The sequence below is a fragment of the Amycolatopsis pittospori genome (genome assembly GCF_013870525.1).
In the GTDB taxonomy this organism is placed as follows: domain Bacteria; phylum Actinomycetota; class Actinomycetes; order Mycobacteriales; family Pseudonocardiaceae; genus Amycolatopsis; species Amycolatopsis pittospori.
On record NZ_JACBXD010000019.1, the window covers coordinates 40,636 to 60,772 of the forward strand.

Annotated in this window: 18 protein-coding genes; 8 read left to right on the forward strand and 10 right to left on the reverse strand. The window is 68.9% G+C overall.

Annotated elements, in window-relative coordinates:
* Window positions 1–282: 282 nt before the first annotated feature.
* The 4 genes from H5J31_RS13485 to H5J31_RS13500 form a co-directional block, all read right to left on the reverse strand.
* Window positions 283–1,881: a purple acid phosphatase family protein gene (locus tag H5J31_RS13485; protein ID WP_181772880.1), complete on the reverse strand. Its 1,599-nt coding sequence runs from the start codon at window positions 1,879–1,881 to the stop codon at window positions 283–285.
* An 88-nt stretch (window positions 1,882–1,969) separates the two neighbouring features.
* Window positions 1,970–2,239, reverse strand: a complete 270-nt coding sequence (locus H5J31_RS13490) for a hypothetical protein (RefSeq protein WP_181772881.1) — start codon at window positions 2,237–2,239, stop codon at window positions 1,970–1,972.
* A gap of 176 nt (window positions 2,240–2,415) precedes the next feature.
* Window positions 2,416–4,368: a glycerol kinase GlpK gene (gene glpK / locus H5J31_RS13495; RefSeq protein WP_181772882.1), complete on the reverse strand. Its 1,953-nt coding sequence runs from the start codon at window positions 4,366–4,368 to the stop codon at window positions 2,416–2,418.
* A 13-nt stretch (window positions 4,369–4,381) separates the two neighbouring features.
* On the reverse strand, window positions 4,382–5,149 hold the full coding sequence (locus tag H5J31_RS13500) for an IclR family transcriptional regulator (RefSeq protein WP_181772883.1): 768 nt from the start codon (window positions 5,147–5,149) through the stop codon (window positions 4,382–4,384).
* A 151-nt stretch (window positions 5,150–5,300) separates the two neighbouring features.
* Between H5J31_RS13500 and H5J31_RS13505 the strand changes: the two genes are divergently transcribed.
* The 3 genes from H5J31_RS13505 to glpD are packed head-to-tail and all read left to right on the forward strand — an operon-like array spanning window position 5,301 to window position 9,382.
* The gene (locus H5J31_RS13505) at window positions 5,301–6,122 is read left to right on the forward strand and encodes an MIP/aquaporin family protein (RefSeq protein ID WP_181772884.1); all 822 of its coding nucleotides are present in this window, start codon (window positions 5,301–5,303) and stop codon (window positions 6,120–6,122) included.
* A 24-nt stretch (window positions 6,123–6,146) separates the two neighbouring features.
* Complete coding sequence (gene glpK / locus H5J31_RS13510) at window positions 6,147–7,664, forward strand: glycerol kinase GlpK (RefSeq protein WP_181772885.1); 1,518 nt, start codon at window positions 6,147–6,149, stop codon at window positions 7,662–7,664.
* Between the two features lie 5 nt (window positions 7,665–7,669).
* Entirely contained in the window at window positions 7,670–9,382 is a 1,713-nt protein-coding gene (gene glpD, locus H5J31_RS13515) for a glycerol-3-phosphate dehydrogenase (RefSeq protein WP_181772886.1), read from the forward strand.
* A gap of 44 nt (window positions 9,383–9,426) precedes the next feature.
* Here the strand turns inward: glpD and H5J31_RS13520 are convergent, their stop codons facing one another.
* A complete protein-coding gene (locus H5J31_RS13520) occupies window positions 9,427–9,858 on the reverse strand; it encodes a cupin domain-containing protein (RefSeq protein WP_181772887.1) in 432 nt (143 codons plus the stop codon).
* Window positions 9,858–10,589, reverse strand: a complete 732-nt coding sequence (locus H5J31_RS13525) for an SDR family oxidoreductase (protein WP_181772888.1) — start codon at window positions 10,587–10,589, stop codon at window positions 9,858–9,860. The genes H5J31_RS13520 and H5J31_RS13525 overlap by 1 nt, the downstream gene beginning before the upstream one ends.
* Before the next feature lie 111 nt (window positions 10,590–10,700).
* On the opposite strand from H5J31_RS13525, the gene H5J31_RS13530 reads away from it, so the two are divergent.
* Window positions 10,701–11,177, forward strand: a complete 477-nt coding sequence (locus tag H5J31_RS13530; protein WP_181772934.1) for an RrF2 family transcriptional regulator — start codon at window positions 10,701–10,703, stop codon at window positions 11,175–11,177.
* Between the two features lie 50 nt (window positions 11,178–11,227).
* On the opposite strand, the gene H5J31_RS13535 is transcribed toward H5J31_RS13530, so the two are convergent.
* Window positions 11,228–12,523, reverse strand: coding sequence for an MFS transporter (locus H5J31_RS13535; protein WP_181772889.1), 1,296 nt, complete (start codon window positions 12,521–12,523; stop codon window positions 11,228–11,230).
* A gap of 55 nt (window positions 12,524–12,578) precedes the next feature.
* Here H5J31_RS13535 and H5J31_RS13540 point away from each other — a divergent pair, with 55 nt between their 5' ends.
* Complete coding sequence (locus H5J31_RS13540; protein WP_236005031.1) at window positions 12,579–13,541, forward strand: Lrp/AsnC family transcriptional regulator; 963 nt, start codon at window positions 12,579–12,581, stop codon at window positions 13,539–13,541.
* On the opposite strand, the gene H5J31_RS13545 is transcribed toward H5J31_RS13540, so the two are convergent.
* Window positions 13,531–14,337 carry an NmrA family NAD(P)-binding protein gene (locus H5J31_RS13545; RefSeq protein ID WP_181772890.1) on the reverse strand — a complete coding sequence of 269 codons (807 nt, stop codon included), beginning with the start codon at window positions 14,335–14,337 and terminating at the stop codon, window positions 13,531–13,533. The two genes, H5J31_RS13540 and H5J31_RS13545, sit on opposite strands and share 11 nt — an antisense overlap.
* A gap of 142 nt (window positions 14,338–14,479) precedes the next feature.
* On the opposite strand from H5J31_RS13545, the gene H5J31_RS13550 reads away from it, so the two are divergent.
* Together H5J31_RS13550 and H5J31_RS13555 are read left to right on the forward strand one after the other, a co-directional pair.
* A complete protein-coding gene (locus H5J31_RS13550) occupies window positions 14,480–14,698 on the forward strand; it encodes a hypothetical protein (RefSeq protein ID WP_181772891.1) in 219 nt (72 codons plus the stop codon).
* Between the two features lie 179 nt (window positions 14,699–14,877).
* Window positions 14,878–17,466: a glycoside hydrolase family 3 protein gene (locus tag H5J31_RS13555; protein WP_181772936.1), complete on the forward strand. Its 2,589-nt coding sequence runs from the start codon at window positions 14,878–14,880 to the stop codon at window positions 17,464–17,466.
* Window positions 17,467–17,541: 75 nt separating this feature from the next.
* Here the strand turns inward: H5J31_RS13555 and H5J31_RS13560 are convergent, their stop codons facing one another.
* A complete protein-coding gene (locus H5J31_RS13560; protein WP_181772892.1) occupies window positions 17,542–18,741 on the reverse strand; it encodes an oxygenase MpaB family protein in 1,200 nt (399 codons plus the stop codon).
* Between the two features lie 114 nt (window positions 18,742–18,855).
* Here H5J31_RS13560 and H5J31_RS13565 point away from each other — a divergent pair, with 114 nt between their 5' ends.
* On the forward strand, window positions 18,856–19,476 hold the full coding sequence (locus tag H5J31_RS13565) for a TetR/AcrR family transcriptional regulator (protein WP_181772893.1): 621 nt from the start codon (window positions 18,856–18,858) through the stop codon (window positions 19,474–19,476).
* Here the strand turns inward: H5J31_RS13565 and H5J31_RS13570 are convergent.
* Complete coding sequence (locus H5J31_RS13570; RefSeq protein WP_181772894.1) at window positions 19,439–20,104, reverse strand: TetR/AcrR family transcriptional regulator; 666 nt, start codon at window positions 20,102–20,104, stop codon at window positions 19,439–19,441. The genes H5J31_RS13565 and H5J31_RS13570 overlap by 38 nt on opposite strands.
* Window positions 20,105–20,137: the final 33 nt, after the last annotated feature.

The following is a 20,137-nucleotide window of genomic DNA, read 5'->3' on the forward strand; positions in this document are numbered from 1 at the left end:
GACGATCGCGGACGTCCCGTTCCGGCTCCACCGGGCGTTGGCGATCGCGTCCAGTGCGATGAGGTTGACGTTCAGAGACGATCATCGTTGTCCCGTCTCGTTCATGTCATGACTTCGTAGCGGCGGCGGGCCGCACGAAAGGATCTTTCGCGCTTCGGAAATATGGCCGGACAACGGGATCCGATACCGGCCGATCGGCCGATGTGGAATGACTTCCCGGTCGACGCGCGAAGGGGAAGGCGGCGGCTCCCGTGCTCGGCGGTGCCGGGAGCCGCCGCCGGGTCAGGTGCGCTGCACGATGATCTGGTCGACCAGGGTGCCGTCGGCGCTGATCGCGCGGACGTCCATTTTGGGCGGAGTGGTTCCCGTGCCCGCGATGACGTCGACCGCGACCAGGCTGTAGCCGCGGAAGCGGACGCGGGACCAGGTGACCTTCTTGGTCAGGCTGTGTCCGTCCTTTTCGGAGTACTTCATCGGAACGGGGGAGTCGTTGCTCGTCTCGTGGCCCAGGTAGGTGTCAGGGGCGGGGAACTCGGAGACGCTCCCGCCACCGCCGCCCGCGGTGATGTAGGTGGTGCCGTCCTTGACCGGGTCGGTCGTCCCGCGCGACGGCACCTTCTTGCCCGCCTTACCGCCGCGGATCGGGTCGGTGCGCTCGTAGATGTGGTTATGGCCGTTGAGCACCAGATCCACCTGGTACCTGTCGAACAGCGGCGCCCAGTCCGTCTGCGCGCCGAGTTCGGCACCGTTGGAATGGCAGGTGGAGTACGTGCACTGGTGGCAGTAGACGACGATGAAGTCGATCGTCGGGTCGACGCGGAAGGCGGCGAGTGTCCTCCCCAGCCACTTGAGCTGTTTGCCCTTGGTATAACCGAGGTTCGACGGGCTGTTGTAGCAGACGTCGTTGCCGTCGAGGCTGATCATGCCGACGTTCTGGTAGCGCCATGAGTAGATGCAGGTGGATCCGTTCCAGGCGTTGTCCGGCATGGTGAACCGGGCGCGGACGCCGCCGTAGCCGTCCTCGGAGTACCAGCCCTCCATCTCGTGGTTGCCGAGCGCCATCATCCATGGGATCCCCGCCGTGACGGGCTCGTTCTGCACGAAGAAGGAGTCCCACAACCGCGCGTCGTACTGGTCTTCCTCCGGGTGGCCGCCTTCGCCTTCGAGCGCGTAGCTCAGGTCGCCCATGGCGAGGTGGAAGGCGGGGTCGAGGCCAGCGATCAGGCTGCTGGTCGCGACGGCGTTGTAGCCCACTCCCTGGTCGCCGAACGCGGTGAAGGTGAACGTGCCGTCGCCGCCCGGCGCGGGGGCGGTGCGGAAACTCGCCATTTCGCCGAGCCTCCCCGCGGGGTCGTGACCCTGGTGGCCGACGACGTAGTAATACGTGGTGTCGGGCAGCAGGCGGTCGATCCGGGCGTGGAGGTAGTACTGGGTGATCGACTTGGGGCTGTTCGGCGGGACCTCCTCGACCGGGTGCTGCCAGGACATCTGGCTGGTCAGGGCCCGTACCTCGGCGGCGATGGGCGGGCTGAAGTCGCCCGGCACCGTGCCGATCCGGATGAACGGCGCGGTCACCACCGCGGGCACCTGCCAGGACACCACGACCTGCTGGGACGGATCCGCGCCGAACGCGATATGCCGCCCGAACGGCCGCAGCGCCGAACCGGCGGTCTTGTCGGAGTTGAGCAGCACCGTAGGGCCGGGGGAGGCCGCCGCGGTGCCGGGGAGCAGGACGCCGCCGGCGGCGAGCGCCGCGCCGCCGACCGCGCCCACCCGGAACAGGGTCCGGCGTGAGTACCGGTTGTGGAATTTGTCGTGCTTCTCGGCGAGGCTGAGCCGGCGATAGGCTTGAGACCTGGGATTTTCGGGAGTCTCAGACATGGTTTCAAGTTAAGAAGGCTTCTTAACTATGTCAATGGCCTGGCGGCGCAGAGGGTTCGGGCTGCACGAGATCGTGCAAGTGACCGGGTCAGAGCAGCTCCGACGAGACGACCGCGGACAGCTCCCGCAGCCGTTCCAGCAGCGCGTCGACCTCGGCTTCCGCGACCAGGACGGCGCAGGTCATGGTGCTTTCCCGGACGCCGTCGCGGACATCGACCGACAGCTCGTGGACGAGACAGTCGAGGGCCGCGACCAGGCCGGGGATCTGGTCGACGCCGCCGACGAAGTAGGTGGCGATCCGGCGGCGGACCATCAGGGACGTGCGCGGGGCGGGGATCTGGAACGAAGTGACGGACATCGTGGTCTCCAAAGGCGGGAAACGTACAGGCCATGGAGGGCCAGGTCCCGGGAGATGCCCCGTATCGAGGGGTCGCCGGAATGCGCGCCGGCGACCTGGTTTCAGCCGGCGCGCTTGACTACTACGAGTCGAGACCAGCGCTGCACGGCGACAGGCTAGCACGACCTACCGGCGAGTCACGAGAGCCTCAGCCGGGCGCCTTGTTCTCGGACGTGCGTGGCCGAGCCGCAGTCGAGGTCGAGTTGCCGTCGCCGTTCCGCGACGAACGCCCGGCCGAGCGCCGTTCGGTCCGAAGTGGACACTGTGCGCCGGAGTTCGTTCAGTAGACCGCGTTCTTCCGTGCGGATATGCGCGTCCACCGTGTTCTCCAGTCCCACCAACGCCTTTTCGAAGTCATCGGGGTCCAGGACGGCCAGCAACTCCGCCGCGAGACCGCTCTCCGTCGCATCGGGACGGACGATCCGCTCGGTCGCCGTGGCATGGGCGACGAGGAGCGCGGACAGCTCCGCGATCAGCGCCGGGCGGTCGGCCTCGTCGTTGCGGAGATCGCGGAACAGCTGCTCGAAGCGGCGGTGGTCGGCCAGCATCACCTCGACCAGATCCGATCCGGGCGGCGCGGCTGAGGGGCCCGGCCGCATCCAGCCGAAGGTCAGTTCGACGGCCTGCCGCCAATGCGCGTATTCACTGTCGCGGCGGGCGGGGTTCATCGACGGCAGCCATTGGCCGGCGCGGTGCCAGTTCCGGCGCAGGCCCTCCAGATCCGGCCAGTATCCGACGGCGAGCCCGGCCGCGTAGGCCGCGCCCAGCGAAACCGTCTCGGCGACCATCGGGCGGACCACCGGGACGTCGAGGACGTCGGCGACGAACTGCATCAGCAGGTTGTCCGCGGTCATCCCGCCGTCCACTTTGAGCGTCGACAAGGCGAGCCCCGAATCGGCGTTCATCGCGTCGACCACCTCGCGGGTCTGCCAGCCCGTCGCTTCCAGGACGGCCCTCGCGAGGTGTCCCTTTGTGATGTACGACGTCAGCCCGGCGATCACGCCGCGCGCCTCGCTGTGCCAGTGCGGGGCGAACAGTCCCGAGAACGCGGGCACGATGTAGCAGCCGCCGTTGTCCTCGACCGTGCGGGCGAGCGTCTCGATCTCGGGAGCGCTGCCGATCAGTTCGAGCCCGTCCCGGAACCATTGCACCAGCGACCCGGTGACCGCGATCGACCCCTCCAGCGCGTACACGGCGGGCTCGTCGCCGATCTTGAAGCCGACGGTGGTCAGCATGCCGTGCGTCGAGAGCACCGGTGTCGGACCGGTGTTGAGCAGCAGGAAGCTGCCCGTGCCGTACGTGCACTTCGCCTCGCCGGGCGCGAAGCAGGTCTGGCCGAACAGGGCCGCCTGCTGATCGCCGAGCGCGGCCGCGATCCGGATCCCGGGCACGACCCGCGACGTCGTCCCGTACACCTCGGCCGACGGCCGGATCTCCGGCAGCATCGCGCGCGGGACGTCGAAGAACTCGAGCAGTTCGTCGTCCCACGACAGCGTGCGCAGGTTCATCAGCATGGTGCGCGAGGCGTTGGTGACGTCGGTGATGTGGACGCCGCCCTCGTTGCCGCCGGTGAGGTTCCAGATCAGCCAGCTCTCGATCGTCCCGAAGAGGACGTCGCCGCGCTCGGCGCGTTCCCGCAGGCCGGGGGTCCGTTCGAGCATCCACCGGATCCGGGGCGCGGAGAAGTACGTCGCCAGGGGCAGCCCGCACAGCTCCCGCACCCGGTCGGCGCCCGGTTCGCGGGCGAGTTGTTCGAGCATGGCGTCGGTGCGGGTGTCCTGCCAGACGATCGCGCGCCCGACCGGGTTTCCGGAGTGCCGGTCCCACAGCACCGTGGTCTCGCGCTGGTTGGCGATGCCGAGGCCGACGACCTGCGCCGGTTCGACGCCGGCGTCGGTCAGGGCCTGCGGCACGATCCGGCTGAGGTTGCGCCAGATCTCCGTCGCGTCGTGCTCGACCCAGCCGGGCCGGGGGAAGTGCTGCTGATGTTCGCGCTGCACGACCGAAACGAGCCTGCCGCGCGCGTCGAACAGGATGCACCGGGTGGAGGTGGTGCCCTGGTCGATCGACATCACATAGCGCTGGACCATACGAGCACCTCCATCACCATCGGGACGCGCCGAGGTCGCGGGACACCGCGCGCGCCGCGTCGCGCACTTGACCGAGCAGCCGCGGGATCGGGCCGCCGTCGGCCTCGCAGATCCGTTCCGCCGCGCCGGACACCCCGATCGCGCCGACCACGATGCCGCCGTGGCCCCGGATCGGTGCGGCGATCCCGGCCTCGCCCGGGATCATTTCGCCGAGTTCGCTCGCCCAGCCCGCCTCGCGCACCTTGCCGCAGGCACGTTTGATCGCGGTCTGGGTGACCAGGGTCCGGCGGGTGTAGGCCTCCGGTTCGCCGGTGCGCAACGATGCCACGAGACCGGTGTCGTAGGCCAGCAGGACCTTCCCGAGCGCGGTCGCGTGCAGCGGCAGCAGCGTGCCGACGTCGAGCGTCTGCAGGCTGTCGTCCGGCCGGAACACGTGGTGCACCACCAGGACCCGGCCTTCGAGCGGCGCTCCGATCCGGACGGCCTCACCGCTGCGCGCGGCCAGCGCGTCGGCCCAGTTGATCGCCCGCGACCGGAGTTCGTTGACGTCGAGGTAGCTCGTGCCGAGGTGCAGCAACGCGGCGCCCAGTTGGTATTTCCCGGTGTCGCGGTCCTGTTCGACAAAGCCGACCCCTTGCAGGGTGCGCAGGATCCCGTGCGCCGTGCCCTTGGCGAGTTCGAGTGAATCGGCGATCTCGCCGACCCCGAGACGTCCGGAACCACGCGCCAGCAACCGCAGGATCGCGGCGGCGCGCTCGATGGACTGGATCGGACCGGGCACGGCGCAACCGTAGCCCGACCGGCCCTGATTCGACAATGTCGAACATCGTCTTCGGGTGTTCGACAATGCCGACCGGCGTCCGTTGACCCCGGGTCGCCCCGAATTTAACTTCGGCCACAGCAGGGCAACGGTGTCCTTTGTGGAGGAAGCAATGGTGCGAAACCTCAAGGCTCGCGGACTCGCGGGCGAACTGGCCGCGGAGTTCGTGGGGACGATGATCCTCATCCTGTTCGGATGCGGGGTGGTGGCCCAGGTGGTCGCCGCGGGCATCGGGGACCACGACAGCATCGCCTGGGCGTGGGGCATCGGTGTCACGCTCGGTATCTACGTGGCTTCGCGGATCAGCGGGGCGCATCTCAATCCCGCGATCACCGTCGCGCTCGCGGTGTTCAAAGGCTTCTCCTGGCGCAAGGTCGCCCCGTACGCCCTGGCGCAGACCGCCGGCGCGTTCCTCGCGGCGCTGCTCGTGCGCTGGAACTACACCGAGGTGCTCAACGCCGCCGACCCCGGGCTGACGATCAAGACCCAGGGTGTCTTCTCCACTCTTCCGGGTAACGGAACCCTGCCGGTGGGTGACTGGGGCGCCTTCCGCGACCAGATCATCGGCACCGCGATCCTCGCCCTGGTGATCTTCGCCATCACCGACCTCCGCAACACCGCGCCCGCCGCGAACCTCGCCCCGGTCGTCGTCGGTTTCCTCGTGGTCGCGATCGGTATGGCCTGGGGCACCAACGCCGGCTACGCGATCAACCCCGCCCGTGACTTCGGCCCGCGGTTGATGTCCTGGCTCACCGGCTACGACACGGCGTTCACGGACCAATACGGCTTCCCGTACTGGTGGATCCCGATCGTGGCCCCGGTCATCGGCGCGGTCATCGGCGGCGCGATCTACAAGTTCTTCATCGAACGCTACCTGCCCGCCGACCCGGCCCCGGAATCCTTGCCCGCCAAGGATCTCGAGTCCGCCGCCTGAGCCGTCCTCAAAGGAGAGACAGACATGCCTGACTACATCGGCGCCGTCGACCAGGGCACCACCAGCACGCGGTTCATGATCTTCGACCACGGCGGCAACGAGATCGCCCGCCACCAGCTCGAACACGAGCAGATCCTGCCGAAGCCGGGCTGGGTCGAACACGACCCGACCGAGATCTGGGAGCGGACCCGGTCGGTCATCGCCACCGCACTCAACAAGGCGAACCTGACCGCGGCCGACCTCGCCTCGCTCGGCATCACCAACCAGCGCGAGACCACCGTCGTGTGGAACCGCCGCACCGGTCGCCCGTACTGCAACGCCATCGTGTGGCAGGACACCCGCACCGACCGGATCGCCTCGGCGCTGGAGCGGTCCGGCAAGGGCGACGTCATCCGCCGCAAGGCCGGTCTGCCGCCCGCGACGTACTTCTCCGGCGGCAAGCTGCAGTGGATCCTGGAGAACGTCGACGGCGTCCGCGAAGACGCCGAGAAGGGCGACGCGCTCTTCGGCACCACAGACTCCTGGCTGATCTGGAACCTCACTGGCGGCTCCGACGGTGGTGTCCACGTGACCGACCCCACCAACGCGTCGCGCACGATGCTGATGGACCTGGAAACACTGGAGTGGGACGACGAACTGCTGTCGTTCTTCGGTGTCCCGAAGCAGATGCTGCCCGCGATCCGCCCCTCGTCCGACCCCGGCTTCTTCGGCACGACCCGCGCGGACGGACCGCTCGGCGGCGAGGTGGCGATCGCCGGTGTGCTCGGCGACCAGCAGGCGGCGACCGTCGGCCAGGTGTGCTTCCGGCCCGGCGAGGCCAAGAACACCTACGGCACCGGCAACTTCCTGCTGCTCAACACCGGGCACGAGCTCGTGCGGTCGAAGCACGGCCTGCTCACGACCCTGTGCTACCAGTTCGGCGACGAGAAACCGGTGTACGCGCTGGAAGGTTCGATCGCCGTCACCGGTTCCGCCGTGCAGTGGCTGCGCGACCAGCTCGGCATCATCAGCGGCGCGTCCCAGAGCGAGAGTCTCGCGCGGCAGGTCGAGGACAACGGCGGTGTCTACTTCGTCCCGGCGTTCTCCGGTCTTTTCGCGCCGTACTGGCGTTCCGACGCGCGTGGCGCGATCGTCGGGCTCACTCGCGCGACCACCAACGCGCATCTGGCGCGGGCGACGCTGGAGGCGATCTGCTACCAGACCCGCGACGTCGTCGAGGCCATGCAGAACGACTCGGGCGTCCCGCTCGACGTGTTGCGTGTGGACGGTGGCGTGACGGCGAACGAGCTCTGCATGCAGCTCCAGGCCGACATCCTCGGCGTGCCGGTGTCGAAGCCGGTCGTCGCCGAGACCACCGCGCTCGGCGCCGCCTACGCGGCCGGGCTGGCCGTCGGGTTCTGGAAGAACACCGACGAGCTGGAGCAGAACTGGAACGAGGACAAGCGCTGGACGCCGTCGTGGACGGAAGAGCAGCGCACCGAGGGCTACGCGGGCTGGCAGAAGGCCGTCGGCCGCACGCTCGACTGGGTGGAGGTCGAGTGAGCCCGATGAACAGGAGGAACAAAGTGACACCCGTACCGCTTTCCCCGGTCTACCGCGCCGAGACGCTGCGCAAGCTGGCTCGCGAAGAGGTCGACATCCTGGTCGTCGGCGGGGGAGTGACCGGTGCCGGCGTCGCGCTCGACGCGGCGTCGCGCGGGCTCTCCGTCGCGCTCGTCGAGGCCCGGGACTTCGCCGCCGGGACGTCGAGCCGGTCCAGCAAACTGATCCACGGTGGCCTGCGCTACCTGGAACAGCTGGACTTCAAGCTGGTCCGTGAGGCCCTGAAGGAACGCGGCCTCCTGTTGCAGACGCTGGCGCCGCATCTGGTGCGGCCGGTGAAGTTCCTGGTGCCGCTCAAGCACCGCGTCTGGGAACGTGGCTACATCGGCGCCGGCGTCACGCTCTACGACACCCTCGGCGGCGCTCGCGCCCTTCCGCGCCATCGGCATCTGTCGAAGCGCGGTGCCGGGAAGGTGGCGCCCGGCCTGGCCGACGACGCCTTGATCGGCGCCATCCAGTACTACGACGCCCAGGTCGACGACGCTCGGCACACGATGACCATCGCGCGGACGGCGGCGGAGCAGGGCGCCTCGGTCCTCACCAGGGCTCGGGTCACTTCGCTCATCCGTGACGGCGAAAGCGTTGTGGGCGCGAAGGTCGTCGACCGCGAGAGCGGCGCGGAGATCGAGGTCCGGGCGAAGACGGTCGTCGCGGCCACCGGCGTGTGGAGCGACGACATGGCGGAGGCGGCGGGCATCCCCGCGCCGTTCACCGTGCGCGCGTCGAAGGGCGTCCACCTGGTGGTGCCGCGCGAGAAGATCGACCTGGACACCGGCCTGATCCTGCGCACCGAGAAGAGCGTCCTGTTCGTCATCCCGTGGGGACGGCACTGGATCGTCGGCACCACCGACACCGAATGGGACCTCGACCGCGAACATCCGGCGGCCAGCCAGGCGGACGTCGACTACGTGCTCGGCCACCTCAACGCCGTACTTCGCACGCCGATCACGGCCGACGACATCGAAGGCGTCTACGCGGGGCTTCGGCCGCTGCTGGCCGCGAAGGCGACGTCTACGACGAAGCTGTCGCGAGAGCACGCCGTGGCGCACCCGGTGCCGGGGCTGGTGATCGTGGCGGGCGGCAAGTACACGACGTACCGCGTGATGGCCGCGGACGCGGTGGACGTCGCCGTCGAGGACCTCGGCCGCCCGGCGCCGTCGTCGTGGACCGAGCGGCTGCCGATCGTCGGCGCGACCGGCTACCACGAACTGTGGGACGGGCGGCACTCGCTCGTCCAGCGCTCCGGGCTGCCGCTGAGCCGGATCGAGCACCTGCTCCAGCGCTACGGCACCGCGATCGAGGACATCCTCGCGTCCCTTGTGGAGCGTCCCGAACTCCGCGAGGCGATCCCGGGAACGGCGGAGTACATCAAGGCGGAGGCCGTTTACGCGGTCTCGCACGAGGGCGCGCTGCACCTGGAGGACGTCCTCACTCGCCGGACGCGGATCTCGATCGAGGAGCGGGACCGCGGCGTGACCGCCGCGCCCGAGGTGGCCGCGCTCATGGCGCCGCTGCTGGGCTGGGACTCGCACCGCCAGGAACGCGAGGTGACCAACTACCTCGCGCGGGTCGAGGCGGAACGTTCCGCCCAGGCCCAGCCGGACGACGAGGCGGCGAACGCCAGCCGTCTCGCGGCCCCGGCGCTGCTGTCGAGCTGACCCTTGAGGGCCGCACCGGGTTCCGCCCGGTGCGGCCTGCCGGGTCACGGGCGCGGCGCCCGCCGGTCCTTGCGCTCTTTGAGTTCTTCGGCCGGGACCGGGATCAGCATCGGCTGCCCGGGTACGCCGAACATGGTGACGACGAACTGGCTTTCGGCGTCGTCGAAATGATTGCCGTCCTGGTAGTGGATGACGTCGCCACCCGGCTCCCAGAACGACTCCCCGGCCTTGACGACCCGCTCCGGCTCGCCTTCCAGTTCGAAGACGATCGCGCCCTTGACGACGTAGCCGAACGCGGGCCCGGTGTGCCGATGTGGAGGCGCGCCTTCGCAACCCGGTGGAAGGGTGATCAGGATCGTCATCGCCTCCGCGTTCTCCGGCATCGGCGGCGCCGGCACCGACGAGATCATTTCGATCTTCGGCGGGGGCGTGGTCGCGTCGGGGTTCTCCAAGTGATGCGCGTGGTCCGTGGTCATCACTTGAGCCAGTCGAGGTAGCGGGTGGCGGCGATGCGGGCGCCGTCCTTGGTGGTGAGCACGTCACCCTTGACCGCGGAGAACATGCCCGCGGTCTCGTCGATCGTCACCGAACGCGTGTCCCCCTTGGCGGACAAGGTGATCCGGCCCAGTTCGTCCAGCGGGTAGACGTCCGGCCCGCCGACGTCGAGAGTGCCGTTCAGCGGCTTCCCGGCGGAGACGTCGGAGACGGCGGCCGCGACGTCCGCCGCGGCGATCGGCTGGATCGGCGTACTGGGCAGGCGGACGGTCTTCTCGTCGGAGGTCCAGGACAGGACCGCGCCGACGAACTCCATGAACTGGGTGGCGCGGACGATCGAGTAGGGGATCCCGCTGCTCTTGAGGATGTCCTCCTGGAGCGTCTTCGCGCGGTAGTAGTCGAGGTCGGGGACCTGGTCGACGCCGACGATCGACAGGATCACGAAGTGCCCCGTGCCCGCCTTCTTCGCGGAGGCCACCAGGTTGTCCATCGAGGTCTGGAAGAAGGCGGGGGAGGCCTCGTCGAAGGTCGGGGAGTTCGTCAGGTTGACGACCACGTCGGCGCCGTCGAGCGCGGCGTCCAGGCCCTGGCCGGTGAGGAGATCGACCCCGGTGGACGGCGAATGCGGGACGGCCTCGTGTCCGGCGTCGTTCAGGTTCCGCACGACCTGCGAGCCGATCAGCCCGGTTCCGCCGATGACTGCGAATTTCATGACCCAGCCCTTCTTCGAGGATGTCCGCTAACTCGGACACCCGATGTCCGAGATAATACTCAGATACATTGTGTCCGAGTCAAGGGGCGGGTTAGAGTCATCCGGGTGAAGATGTCCGGCGGGGTCGAGTGGGCCCTGCATTGCTGCGTCGTGCTGACCTCGGTCGACGAACCGGCGCCGGCCGCGCGGCTGGCGCAGCTTCACGACGTCTCCCCGAGCTACCTCGCCAAGCAGCTCCAAGCCCTTTCGCGCGCCGGTCTCATTCGTTCGGTGCAAGGGAAGGCCGGGGGATACGTCCTCACGCGACCGCCATCCGAGATCACGGTGCTCGACGTCGTCGAAGCCATCGACGGTCCCGGCCCGGCCTTCATCTGCACCGAGATCCGGCAGCGCGGCCCGATGGCGACGCCGCCCGAAGCGTGCACGGCGCCGTGCGCCATCAGCCGTGCGATGGCCAACGCCGAGACCCAGTGGCGGGAGGCGTTGCGCGCGGTGTCCATCGCGGACCTGGCAGACGACGTCCGCGGCGACTACGGGCCGGGCGCGCTGGCGGGGATCGGCGGCTGGTTCAAGGCCGCGGAGGGGTAATCGACGGATACGGCGAAGGTGGCCCGCAGGCGACACCTTCGCCGTACCTCTCACCGATCGCCGTGCCTGGGCCGCATCAGCGCGGTGGCCGCCATGGTCGCGATCACCAGTGCCGCCGCCAGCGAGAACGCCCGCATCGGGGAATGCCCGTTCAGGAAGACGGTGCCGAACACCGCGATCCCCAGCGTCGCTCCCAGTTGCTGCACCGCGTTCAGCAGTCCCGCCGCGGATCCCGTCTCCTGTGGACGGACGCCTGTCAGCGCGGTGGTGAAGAACGGCACCGTGAACAGTCCCAAGCCGAGTCCGCCGATCCCGAGCGCGGGAAGCAGCGGGCCCGCCATCGCCAGGAGGATTCCCGCGAGCAACAGCGTCAGCCCGGCGAAGGCGACACGCAGTCCGTAGCGGGGCACGAGCCATCGGCCCGCCACCCAGGACGACACCGCCAGCCCGCTCGACCACGGCAGCAGCGTCAGTCCGGACGCCAGTACTCCGCGCCCCTCGTCGAGTTGCTGGTGCAGGACCACCACGAGCATCAGCCCGTTCATCACCGCGAAGAACAGGGTCGACGCCGCGAGTGCCGCGGGGAAGCCGCGACGGCCGAACAAACTCGGCTCGACCAGTGGATGACGTCGTGTCCGCTGGTGGAGCGCGAACAGCACCAGCACCGCGGCGCCACCAGCGAAGAGGCGCCAGTCCCACCTGTCGATCAGCGGGTACACCAGCAGACCGACGCCGAGCGACGCGAGCACGGTGCCCGGCACGTCCAGCCGGACCGGACGCGGGGCACGGTCCTCCGGCAGCAGCCGTCCGGCGGCGAGGACCGCGATCGAGAGCGGCACGTTCACCAGGAACGCCGCACGCCACGAGATCAGCTCGGTCAGCAGGGCGCCGAGCAGTGGGCCGCTCACCGCGGACAGACCCACGACCGGTCCGTTCCAGCCGAGTGCCGCGGCCAGCGCCGGGCCGGTGAACATCGCCTTGATCAATCCGATGGTCTGGGGGATCACCAGCGCCGCCGCCATTCCCTGTATCGCTCGCGCGCCGATCAGTACGCCGGTGTCCGGCGCGAGCGCGCAGCACAGCGACGCGAGGGCGAACACGGCGACGCCGAACCGGAACACGCGGCGCCGGCCCAGCAGATCGCCGAGCCTGCCGCCGGTGATCAGGAGTACCGCGAAGGGGAGTGTGTAAGCGGCGCCGAACCACTGGATGCTCGACGCCGGGCCGCCGAGGTCGGCGTGGATCGCCGGACCGGCGACCTGAGTGATCGTCGCGTCCAGCACGTTCATCGCCTCGGCGGCGAGCAGGGTGGCGAGCGGGGCCAGCCTGGTTTTCGTCTCTTGCATGGCCGAGAGGGTGCGGCGAAAATGACTTCTGTTCCATGAAACCCGGCTTGAATGGATGAAATCTTCCATGTTGGACGTCGTCGACCGTGCTCTGATCCATGCGCTGCATATCGACGCGCGTGCGCCGTTCAGCCGCGTCGGCGAAGTGCTCGGCGTCTCCACTCAGACCGTCGCGCGTCGCTATCAGCGGCTTCGCGCCGACGCGGGACTGCGAGTGGTGGGCCTGCCCGATCCCGACCGGGCGGGCCTGACGCAGTGGCTCGTGCGACTCACCGCGCAGCCCGCCACCGCGCGGACGCTGGCCCGTTCGCTGGCCGGACGGCCGGACACGTCCTGGGTCAAGCTGACCTCGGGCGGCACGGAGATCGTGACGATCGCGCATACGCCGAGGCATGCGCCGAGCGTCATGCTGCTGCACGACATCCCGCGCACCGCGAGTGTCACCGCGGTCTCCGCGCATTTCATCCTGCACACCTATCTCGGCGGCCCGACCGCGTGGCACGGCAGGGTCGCCGCGTTGACCGAGGACCAGCAGGAAGCGTTGCGGCCGCCGGAAACCCACGCCGAGGACGAGCCACTGACCCCGGCCGACCACGCGCTGATCGCCGCCCTCCGGGTCGACGGCCGCACGGGTATCGCGGATCTCGCCGCCGCGGCGGGCCTGGCACCGGCGACCGCGGCCCGCCGCCTGGCCGCCCTTCGCGCACGGGGCGCGCTCTTCTTCGACGTCGAGATCAGCGCGGCCCTGTACGGCGTGACCACGCAGGCGTTCCTGTGGATGGCCGTCGCGCCGGCGGACCTCGACGAGGTGGCGACGACGCTGGCCACTCACGAGGAGCTGGCCGTCGTCGTCGCCACGACCGGGCCCACCAACCTGGCCGCGCAGGCGCTGTGCCCGGATCCCGCCGCGCTACATCGCTATCTCACCCGGCGGCTCGGCGCGCTACGGGCGATCCACACGGTGCACACCGCGCCGGTGCTGGAAATCGTGAAGGCGGTCGGACCGCTCACGCACTGAAGCGGTCCCTGTGCTCGCTCACCCACTGCGCGAAGGTCCGCGCGGGGCGGCCGGTCACCCGCTCGACGGTGTCGACCACGGTGCCGGCCTCGGGCGGCGGTGACGAGTGCCAGCCGATGACGTACTCGGCGTCCGCCGTCGAGACGCCGTCGGCCAGCAGCCGGTCGATCGCCTGCTGCCGCGTGATCCGTTCCAGCGCGATGTCGCGGCCGAGGGCGGTGCCGAGGATCGCGACCCGTTCGCTCGTGGTCAGCGCTTCCGGTCCGGTCAGGTTGTAGACCCGGCCCGAATGCCCGTCCTCGACGAGAGCGGTGGCGGCGACGGCACCGATATCGCCCTCGTGCACGACCGCGCTGGGCAGGTCGAAGGGCTCCCGGACCACGTTCCCGGTCCGGACGGAATCGACCCAGGTGAGCGCGTTGGACATGAATTCCTGCGGCTCCAGCCGTGTCCATTCCACCCCGGACTCGGCCATGGCCTGCTCCGTCGGCCCGACGTAGCCGCCCCAGACGACGGTCATCCGGCGCACGCCCGCGTCCACGGCGCGCTTGACCAGGTCGGCGCCGACCTCGGCGAGACCCGCCGTCACGGTGATGTGCAGCCGCGTGACGCCGTCGAGCGCGTCGCCCAGCGTCTCCGGCGCGGTGTGTGTGCCCTCGACCAGCTCCACGCCTGCCGGAAGGCGTGCCCGAGAAGGGGCGCGGGTCAGTGCCCGGACGCGTTCCCCGCGGCGGACGAGTTCGGCCACCACGTGGCGGCCCGTGTTCCCGGTGGCTCCTGTTACCAAGACGGTCATCTTCGTTTCCCTTCGTCTCCGGCGAAGGTAAAAGCTCAAGTAATGTGGAGGTCAAGTGGACCGGTCAGGAATCGAGAAGCGCCCGTGCCCGAGGGATCCCTAGCGTCTTCGGCACAGGCAAAACCGACTCCAGGAGGTTCTCGTGAGCAAGCGGATCCGGACGTTCCACCGGTGGACGTCGATCGTCTTCGTCGCGACCGTCATCGTCTGCTTCGTCGTCGTGGCGATGGGCGACCCGGCCGAGTGGGTGCTCTACACGCCGCTCCCGCCGCTCTTCCTGCTGATGTTCAGCGGGCTCTACCTGTTCTCCCTGCCGTACACCGCCAAGCGGCGCAACCGTGGGCGCCCGGTGGCCGGGTGACGCGTCAAGCCTTAGTTCATGGCAAAAATTAACTTTCGGCGTACCCGGCCGTAACTCTTGACGCCGTGGCCGGGTCCGGTGAGGATCGGCCGGTCCCCGCCTCCCGCAGAATGGACCAGACCATGGCCAGACGTCCTCGCGCGCTGTCCCGTGCGCGCCGAAGTCCGCTCATCGCGTTGATGAGCCTGACCCTGCTGGGAGGGGTCGTGGCGGCCGCGCCGTCGGCGAGCGCGGCCGAGCAGCCGGTGATCGGGAAACCCGCGCTCGACCGGGACGGCTGCGCCCGGATCGAGAAGAGCCTGCCGACACTGGCCGACTGGCCGAAGGTCGAGAGCCGGTTCAAGGGCAAGGCGAGCGACGAGGCGCGGATCGCCCAGATCCTCAAGGGGATGACCCTGGAGGAGAAGGTCGGGCAGATGACGCAGCCCGAGATCGCCGCGATCACCCCCGACGAGGTCCGCCAGTACTCGATCGGCTCGGTCCTCAACGGCGGCGGTTCGTGGCCGAACAAGGACAAGCACGCGTCCCAGCAGGACTGGCTGAAGCTCGCCGACTCCTACTGGGACGCCGCCAAGACCAGCCGGACGAAGATCCCGGTGATCTGGGGCATCGACGCCGTGCACGGCAACAACAACGTGTACGGCGCCACCGTCTTCCCGCACAACATCGGCCTCGGCGCGGCGCACGATCCGTGTCTGGTGCGCGACATCTCCGCGGCGACGGCCCGGCAGATCCGCGCCACCGGCCAGGACTGGGCGTTCGCGCCGACGCTCGCGGTCGTCCAGGACGACCGCTGGGGCCGCACCTACGAAGGCTTCTCGGAGGACCCGCGGATCACCCGGGCCTACGGCTACGAGGCGATCAACGGTCTCCAGGACCGCTCGACCAAACGCATCGGCTACAACGGCGTCATCGGCACCGCCAAGCACTTCATCGGTGACGGCGGCACGCTCAAGGGGCAGGACCAGGGCGTCAACCCGTCGTCCGAGGCCGAGATGATCAACGTCCACGGCCAGGGCTACTACGGTGCGCTCGCGGCGGGCTCCCAGACCGTGATGGTGTCGTTCAACAGCTGGACCAACGCCGAACTCGGGATCGACGAGGGCAAGCTGCACGGCAGCGACAAGGCCCTGAACCAGATCCTCAAGGGCAAGATGGGCTTCGACGGCCTGGTCGTGTCCGACTGGAGCGGCATCGGCCAGGTTCCGGGCTGCACCAACGCGTCCTGCCCGCAGGCGATCAACGCCGGCATCGACGTCGTGATGGTGCCCGCCGACTGGAAGGCGTTCATCGCCAACACCGTCGCGCAGGTCAACGGCGGCCAGATCCCGGTCGCGCGGATCGACGACGCGGTGACGCGGATCCTGCGTGTCAAGCTGCGCGCCGGCCTCTACGAGTCGCAGAAGCCGTCCGACCGTTCCTACGCGAACTCCGACGAAGCGCTGCGGGAGACCTGGCTGGCGCGTGACGCGGCCCGCTCGTCGCAGACACTGCTGAAGAACAACGGCAACGTGCTGCCGCTGAAGCCGAAGTCGAAGGTGCTGGTCGTCGGCAAGAGCGCGGACAGCATCCAGAACCAGACCGGCGGCTGGACGCTGAGCTGGCAGGGGACCGGCAACACCAACGCCGACTTCCCGAACGCGACGTCGATCCTCACCGGGCTCAAGCAGAACCTCGGCGAGGTCAACGTCACCTTCGACGAGAAGGGCGACACCGACCCGGCGGGCTACGACGCGGTCATCGCCGTGATCGGTGAGACGCCGTACGCGGAAGGTGTCGGCGACCTGACGCGCAAGACGCTCGAAGCCTCGAAGCTCTACCCCGAGGACCTGGCCGTGCTGGACAAGGTCCGCGGCAAGGGCGCCCCGGTCGTCACCGTCTACGTCGGCGGCCGCCCGCTGTACATGAACAAGGAGATCAACCGCTCCGACGCGTTCGTGGCGGCCTGGCTGCCCGGCACCGAGGGCGGTGGCGTCGCCGACATGCTCGTCAAGGGCAAGGACGGCACCGGGTTCAAGGGCACCCTGCCGTACTCGTGGCCGAAGAGCGCATGCCAGACGCCGTTGAACGCGGGTTCGGCGGAGTACGACCCGCTGTTCGAACTCGGCTACGGCCTCAAGACCGGCCAGCGGGTCACCGTCGGGCAGCTGGACGAGACCGTCGGCCCGGTGACCTGTGGTTCCACCGGTGGCGGCGGGACCGCGACCGAGGACCTCGAGGTGTTCAACCGCACCGATGTCGCGCCGTACAAGGGTTACATCGGCTCCGCGGAGAACTGGGGCGGTACCGAGATCGGCCCCGACGGCGCCGCCTCGCACGCCGAGATCACCGTCGCCCAGTCGGACGTCAACGTGCAGCAGGACGGCCTGAAGGCGACCTGGACCGGCACCGGCCCGGCCCAGATCTACTTCCAGAACCCGGCCGGTACCAACGATCTGCGCGGCTACCTGAACGCCGACGCGGCGGTCGAGTTCGACACCATCGTGCATGAGGCACCGGCCAACCGGACGGTGATCAGCATGCACTGCGTCTACCCGTGCTTCTCGGAGGTGAACGCGACCAAGCTGTTCACCGACCTGGTGGGCGCGCCGAAGTCGACGGTGAAGATCCCGGTTTCCTGCTTCGCCAACGGCCTGGATCTGGAGAACATCAACACGCCGTTCCTGGTGTACACCGACGGCCGGTTCTCGGCTTCGATCGCGAACGTGCGGTGGGTGCCCAAGGGGGCTCAGGATCCCGATGCGAGACCTTGCTCGAGTCTGAGCTGACCTCGAGCGTGCTATGAACGGCCCGTTACTTGCAAAATTTGCAAGTAACGGGCCGTTCATAGCGTCCCGGAGCGCTCACGAAGGGCGGTTCATGTCCGGGATCTCGATGTCGACCGGCCTGCCCTCGGAAAGCCAGAGGCGGATGTACTGCCGGATCGCCTCGTCCAGTACCCAGGCGACCGGGGGCACCAGCGGCAGCGGGATGAGCTTCTCGTGGAACGCCACCAACGCCGGGAAGGCCGTGCCGATCAACGGATCCCAGATCCGCTCGCGAGGGATGCCGTTCCACTCGGAGTACCGGTCACCGATGATGTACCGCGCCAGCGCGTTGACCATCGGCCGGTCGACGCCGCCGGGGCTGGTCTGCTCGGCGAGCATGTCGAGGAGGATGTCGGTGAGCTCGACGCCTTCGCGCGTCGGCCCCATCGCGGGGTCCAGCACCTGCTTGGACTGCGCGTTCGCCGCGTCCCACGACGAGGGCAGGTACTCGTCGCTGATCCCGAGCATATGGCCGGTCACCTGCCAGATGTGCAGGTACGCGGCGGAATGCGCGGGGGAGACCCGGACGTGCCACTCGGTCAGCTTCTGCATCGTGTAGGTCGGCAGGGTGTGCCAGGTGACCAGCATGTCGTTCTGGCTGATCGGGATTCCCTGCTGCCAGTGCGGGGATCGCGGCAGCAGATGCCGGACGGCGGCGTGCACCAGCCGGGTCTTGACCGCCGAGACGATCATCTGGCCGTCGGGGCGGTAGGCGTTCAGCGAGCCGACGTCGTAGCCGAGTTTGGCGGTCTTCGCGACGCGGTCCTTCATGTCCGCGCCGCCCTTGGAGTAGTAGACCGCGCGGGCCTCGTTGGGGATGGCGGTGCTCAGCATGCCGCCGCCCAGCCCGTTCAGCAGGTTGATGAACCGGCCGCTGACCTTCATGAAATCCGCGGCCGCGTCCAATTTGGACTGATTCGCCCAGGCCGGTAGCCGTCGCGCGTGCTCGATGAACTCCCGCAGATCCGGCGGTAGGCCGGACGGGGTCGGCTGGTCGTTCCGCGTCCAGGTCCGCAGCGCCCGGTTGACCTCCGCGACTTGGCCCCGGTCGAGGACGGCGGCGACCACCGGGTCGGCTTCGGCGTCCCATACCCATTTCGGGTCGGTGCCCGCCCCCGATCCGGCCACCGAACCGCTGGGACTCCACGCCCAGGCAGGCGAGGCCACCCCCATCGCCCCTAAAAGGGTCGCTCCGCCACTGACGATCAGCATTGTGCGTCGATTGAGTTCGGTCATGCGCCAGTACTCCTCCTTGAGCCCGGACCTGCGGATTGATACTGTGATACAAGTAGTGCAACCGCGTATCTCAAGGAGAGCACAATCATCGCGAAGACACCAGACCCGGATTCTTTGCTGGAGCGCGCGCTCACCGATGCGCTCGAACGCGCCGAAGAGACCGACGAGATCGCTCTCCGTCTTCTCGACGCCGCCTACGAGCAGTTCTGCCGCATGGGGATCCGCCGGTCCACGATGGAGGACGTCGCCCGCCGGGCCGGGGTTTCCCGCATTACGGCCTACCGCCGGTTCGCGACCAAGGACGCCCTGGTCGAGCAGGTCGTGCGCCGCGAGTTCCGCCGCTACTTCGACCGGTTCCTGCTCGACATCCAGCACGCCGAAACCGCCGCCGACCGGGTCGTGCTCGGCTTCGCCAGCGCTCTGCGGGCGATCCGGAGCAATCCGCTGATCGGCGGCCTGATGACCGTCGAGCCCGACGTCCTCATCCCGTCGATGGTCAGCGACGGCGGCGGCACCTTGGCGACGGTGCAGCGGTTCGTCGCGGGTCAGCTTCGCCGTGAGCAGCAGGCGGGCAACGTCTCGGCGGACGTCGACGTCGAACTCGTCGCCGAACTGATGACCCGGGTCTCCGCGTCGTTCCTGGTCACGCCCAGCCACGTCATCGACCTCGACGACGACGAGCAGGTCCGCGAGGTGGCTAGGCGGTTCCTGGTCCCGATGCTGCTGCCGAAGTGAGGCCGACGACCAGGATGTCCAGTGCCTTGACGAAGTCCCGCTCCGGATCGACGGCCGAGAGCGCGGGCAGCGCGCGGCTGAAGTTCGGCAACGCCGCCGGGTCGACCCGCCCGAGGTAGCGGTCCCGCTTTTCCCGCTCCGCTTCGCCGTCGCGATCCACCGCGAAGCCGATGGTCGTGAGCAACAGCGAGCCGAAGACGAGGCTGTTCAGCGCGCCCAGCGTCTGACGGACTTCGTCGTCGTCGAAACCGGCCTCGTACAGCGCGCCGATGAGATCGTCGGTCGGCAGCAGGGCCCGCAGTGAATTCGGGTTGGCCTCGTCGGTGGCCAGTGCCATCGGGACGACCGGATGGCGGGCGAGCGCGCGGTAGGTGTTGAGTACGGTGACCCGCACCCGTTCCGGCCATGGTGACGCGGGATCGGCCCGTTCGATTCCGCTGTAGACGCGCTCGGCGATCCCGTCGAGGATGTCGGTCTTGTTCTGGACGTGGTTGTAGAGCGCCATCGCCTCGACCCCGAGGGTCTTCGCGAGCTTGCGCATCGACAGACCCTTGAGGCCTTCCGTGCCGGCCAGAGCGAGTGCCGCGTCCAGGACCTTCTCCCGGTTCAACGGTTCTCTCCGCGTCATCTCGGCGCCCTCCACTTGACAGATTTACACTGT

What these genes read in the sequence shown, in the direction of transcription:
- H5J31_RS13485 (WP_181772880.1), bottom strand. Translation starts at nt 1,881, where the DNA reads ATGTCTGAGACTCCCGAAAATCCCAGGTCTCAAGCCTATCGCCGGCTC.
- H5J31_RS13490 (WP_181772881.1), bottom strand. Translation starts at nt 2,239, where the DNA reads ATGTCCGTCACTTCGTTCCAGATCCCCGCCCCGCGCACGTCCCTGATG.
- glpK (WP_181772882.1), bottom strand. Translation starts at nt 4,368, where the DNA reads ATGGTCCAGCGCTATGTGATGTCGATCGACCAGGGCACCACCTCCACC.
- H5J31_RS13505 (WP_181772884.1), top strand. Translation starts at nt 5,301, where the DNA reads ATGGTGCGAAACCTCAAGGCTCGCGGACTCGCGGGCGAACTGGCCGCG.
- glpK (WP_181772885.1), top strand. Translation starts at nt 6,147, where the DNA reads ATGCCTGACTACATCGGCGCCGTCGACCAGGGCACCACCAGCACGCGG.
- glpD (WP_181772886.1), top strand. Translation starts at nt 7,670, where the DNA reads ATGAACAGGAGGAACAAAGTGACACCCGTACCGCTTTCCCCGGTCTAC.
- H5J31_RS13520 (WP_181772887.1), bottom strand. Translation starts at nt 9,858, where the DNA reads ATGACCACGGACCACGCGCATCACTTGGAGAACCCCGACGCGACCACG.
- H5J31_RS13525 (WP_181772888.1), bottom strand. Translation starts at nt 10,589, where the DNA reads ATGAAATTCGCAGTCATCGGCGGAACCGGGCTGATCGGCTCGCAGGTC.
- H5J31_RS13530 (WP_181772934.1), top strand. Translation starts at nt 10,701, where the DNA reads ATGTCCGGCGGGGTCGAGTGGGCCCTGCATTGCTGCGTCGTGCTGACC.
- H5J31_RS13535 (WP_181772889.1), bottom strand. Translation starts at nt 12,523, where the DNA reads ATGCAAGAGACGAAAACCAGGCTGGCCCCGCTCGCCACCCTGCTCGCC.
- H5J31_RS13540 (WP_236005031.1), top strand. Translation starts at nt 12,579, where the DNA reads ATGAAATCTTCCATGTTGGACGTCGTCGACCGTGCTCTGATCCATGCG.
- H5J31_RS13545 (WP_181772890.1), bottom strand. Translation starts at nt 14,337, where the DNA reads ATGACCGTCTTGGTAACAGGAGCCACCGGGAACACGGGCCGCCACGTG.
- H5J31_RS13555 (WP_181772936.1), top strand. Translation starts at nt 14,878, where the DNA reads ATGAGCCTGACCCTGCTGGGAGGGGTCGTGGCGGCCGCGCCGTCGGCG.
- H5J31_RS13560 (WP_181772892.1), bottom strand. Translation starts at nt 18,741, where the DNA reads ATGACCGAACTCAATCGACGCACAATGCTGATCGTCAGTGGCGGAGCG.
- H5J31_RS13570 (WP_181772894.1), bottom strand. Translation starts at nt 20,104, where the DNA reads ATGACGCGGAGAGAACCGTTGAACCGGGAGAAGGTCCTGGACGCGGCA.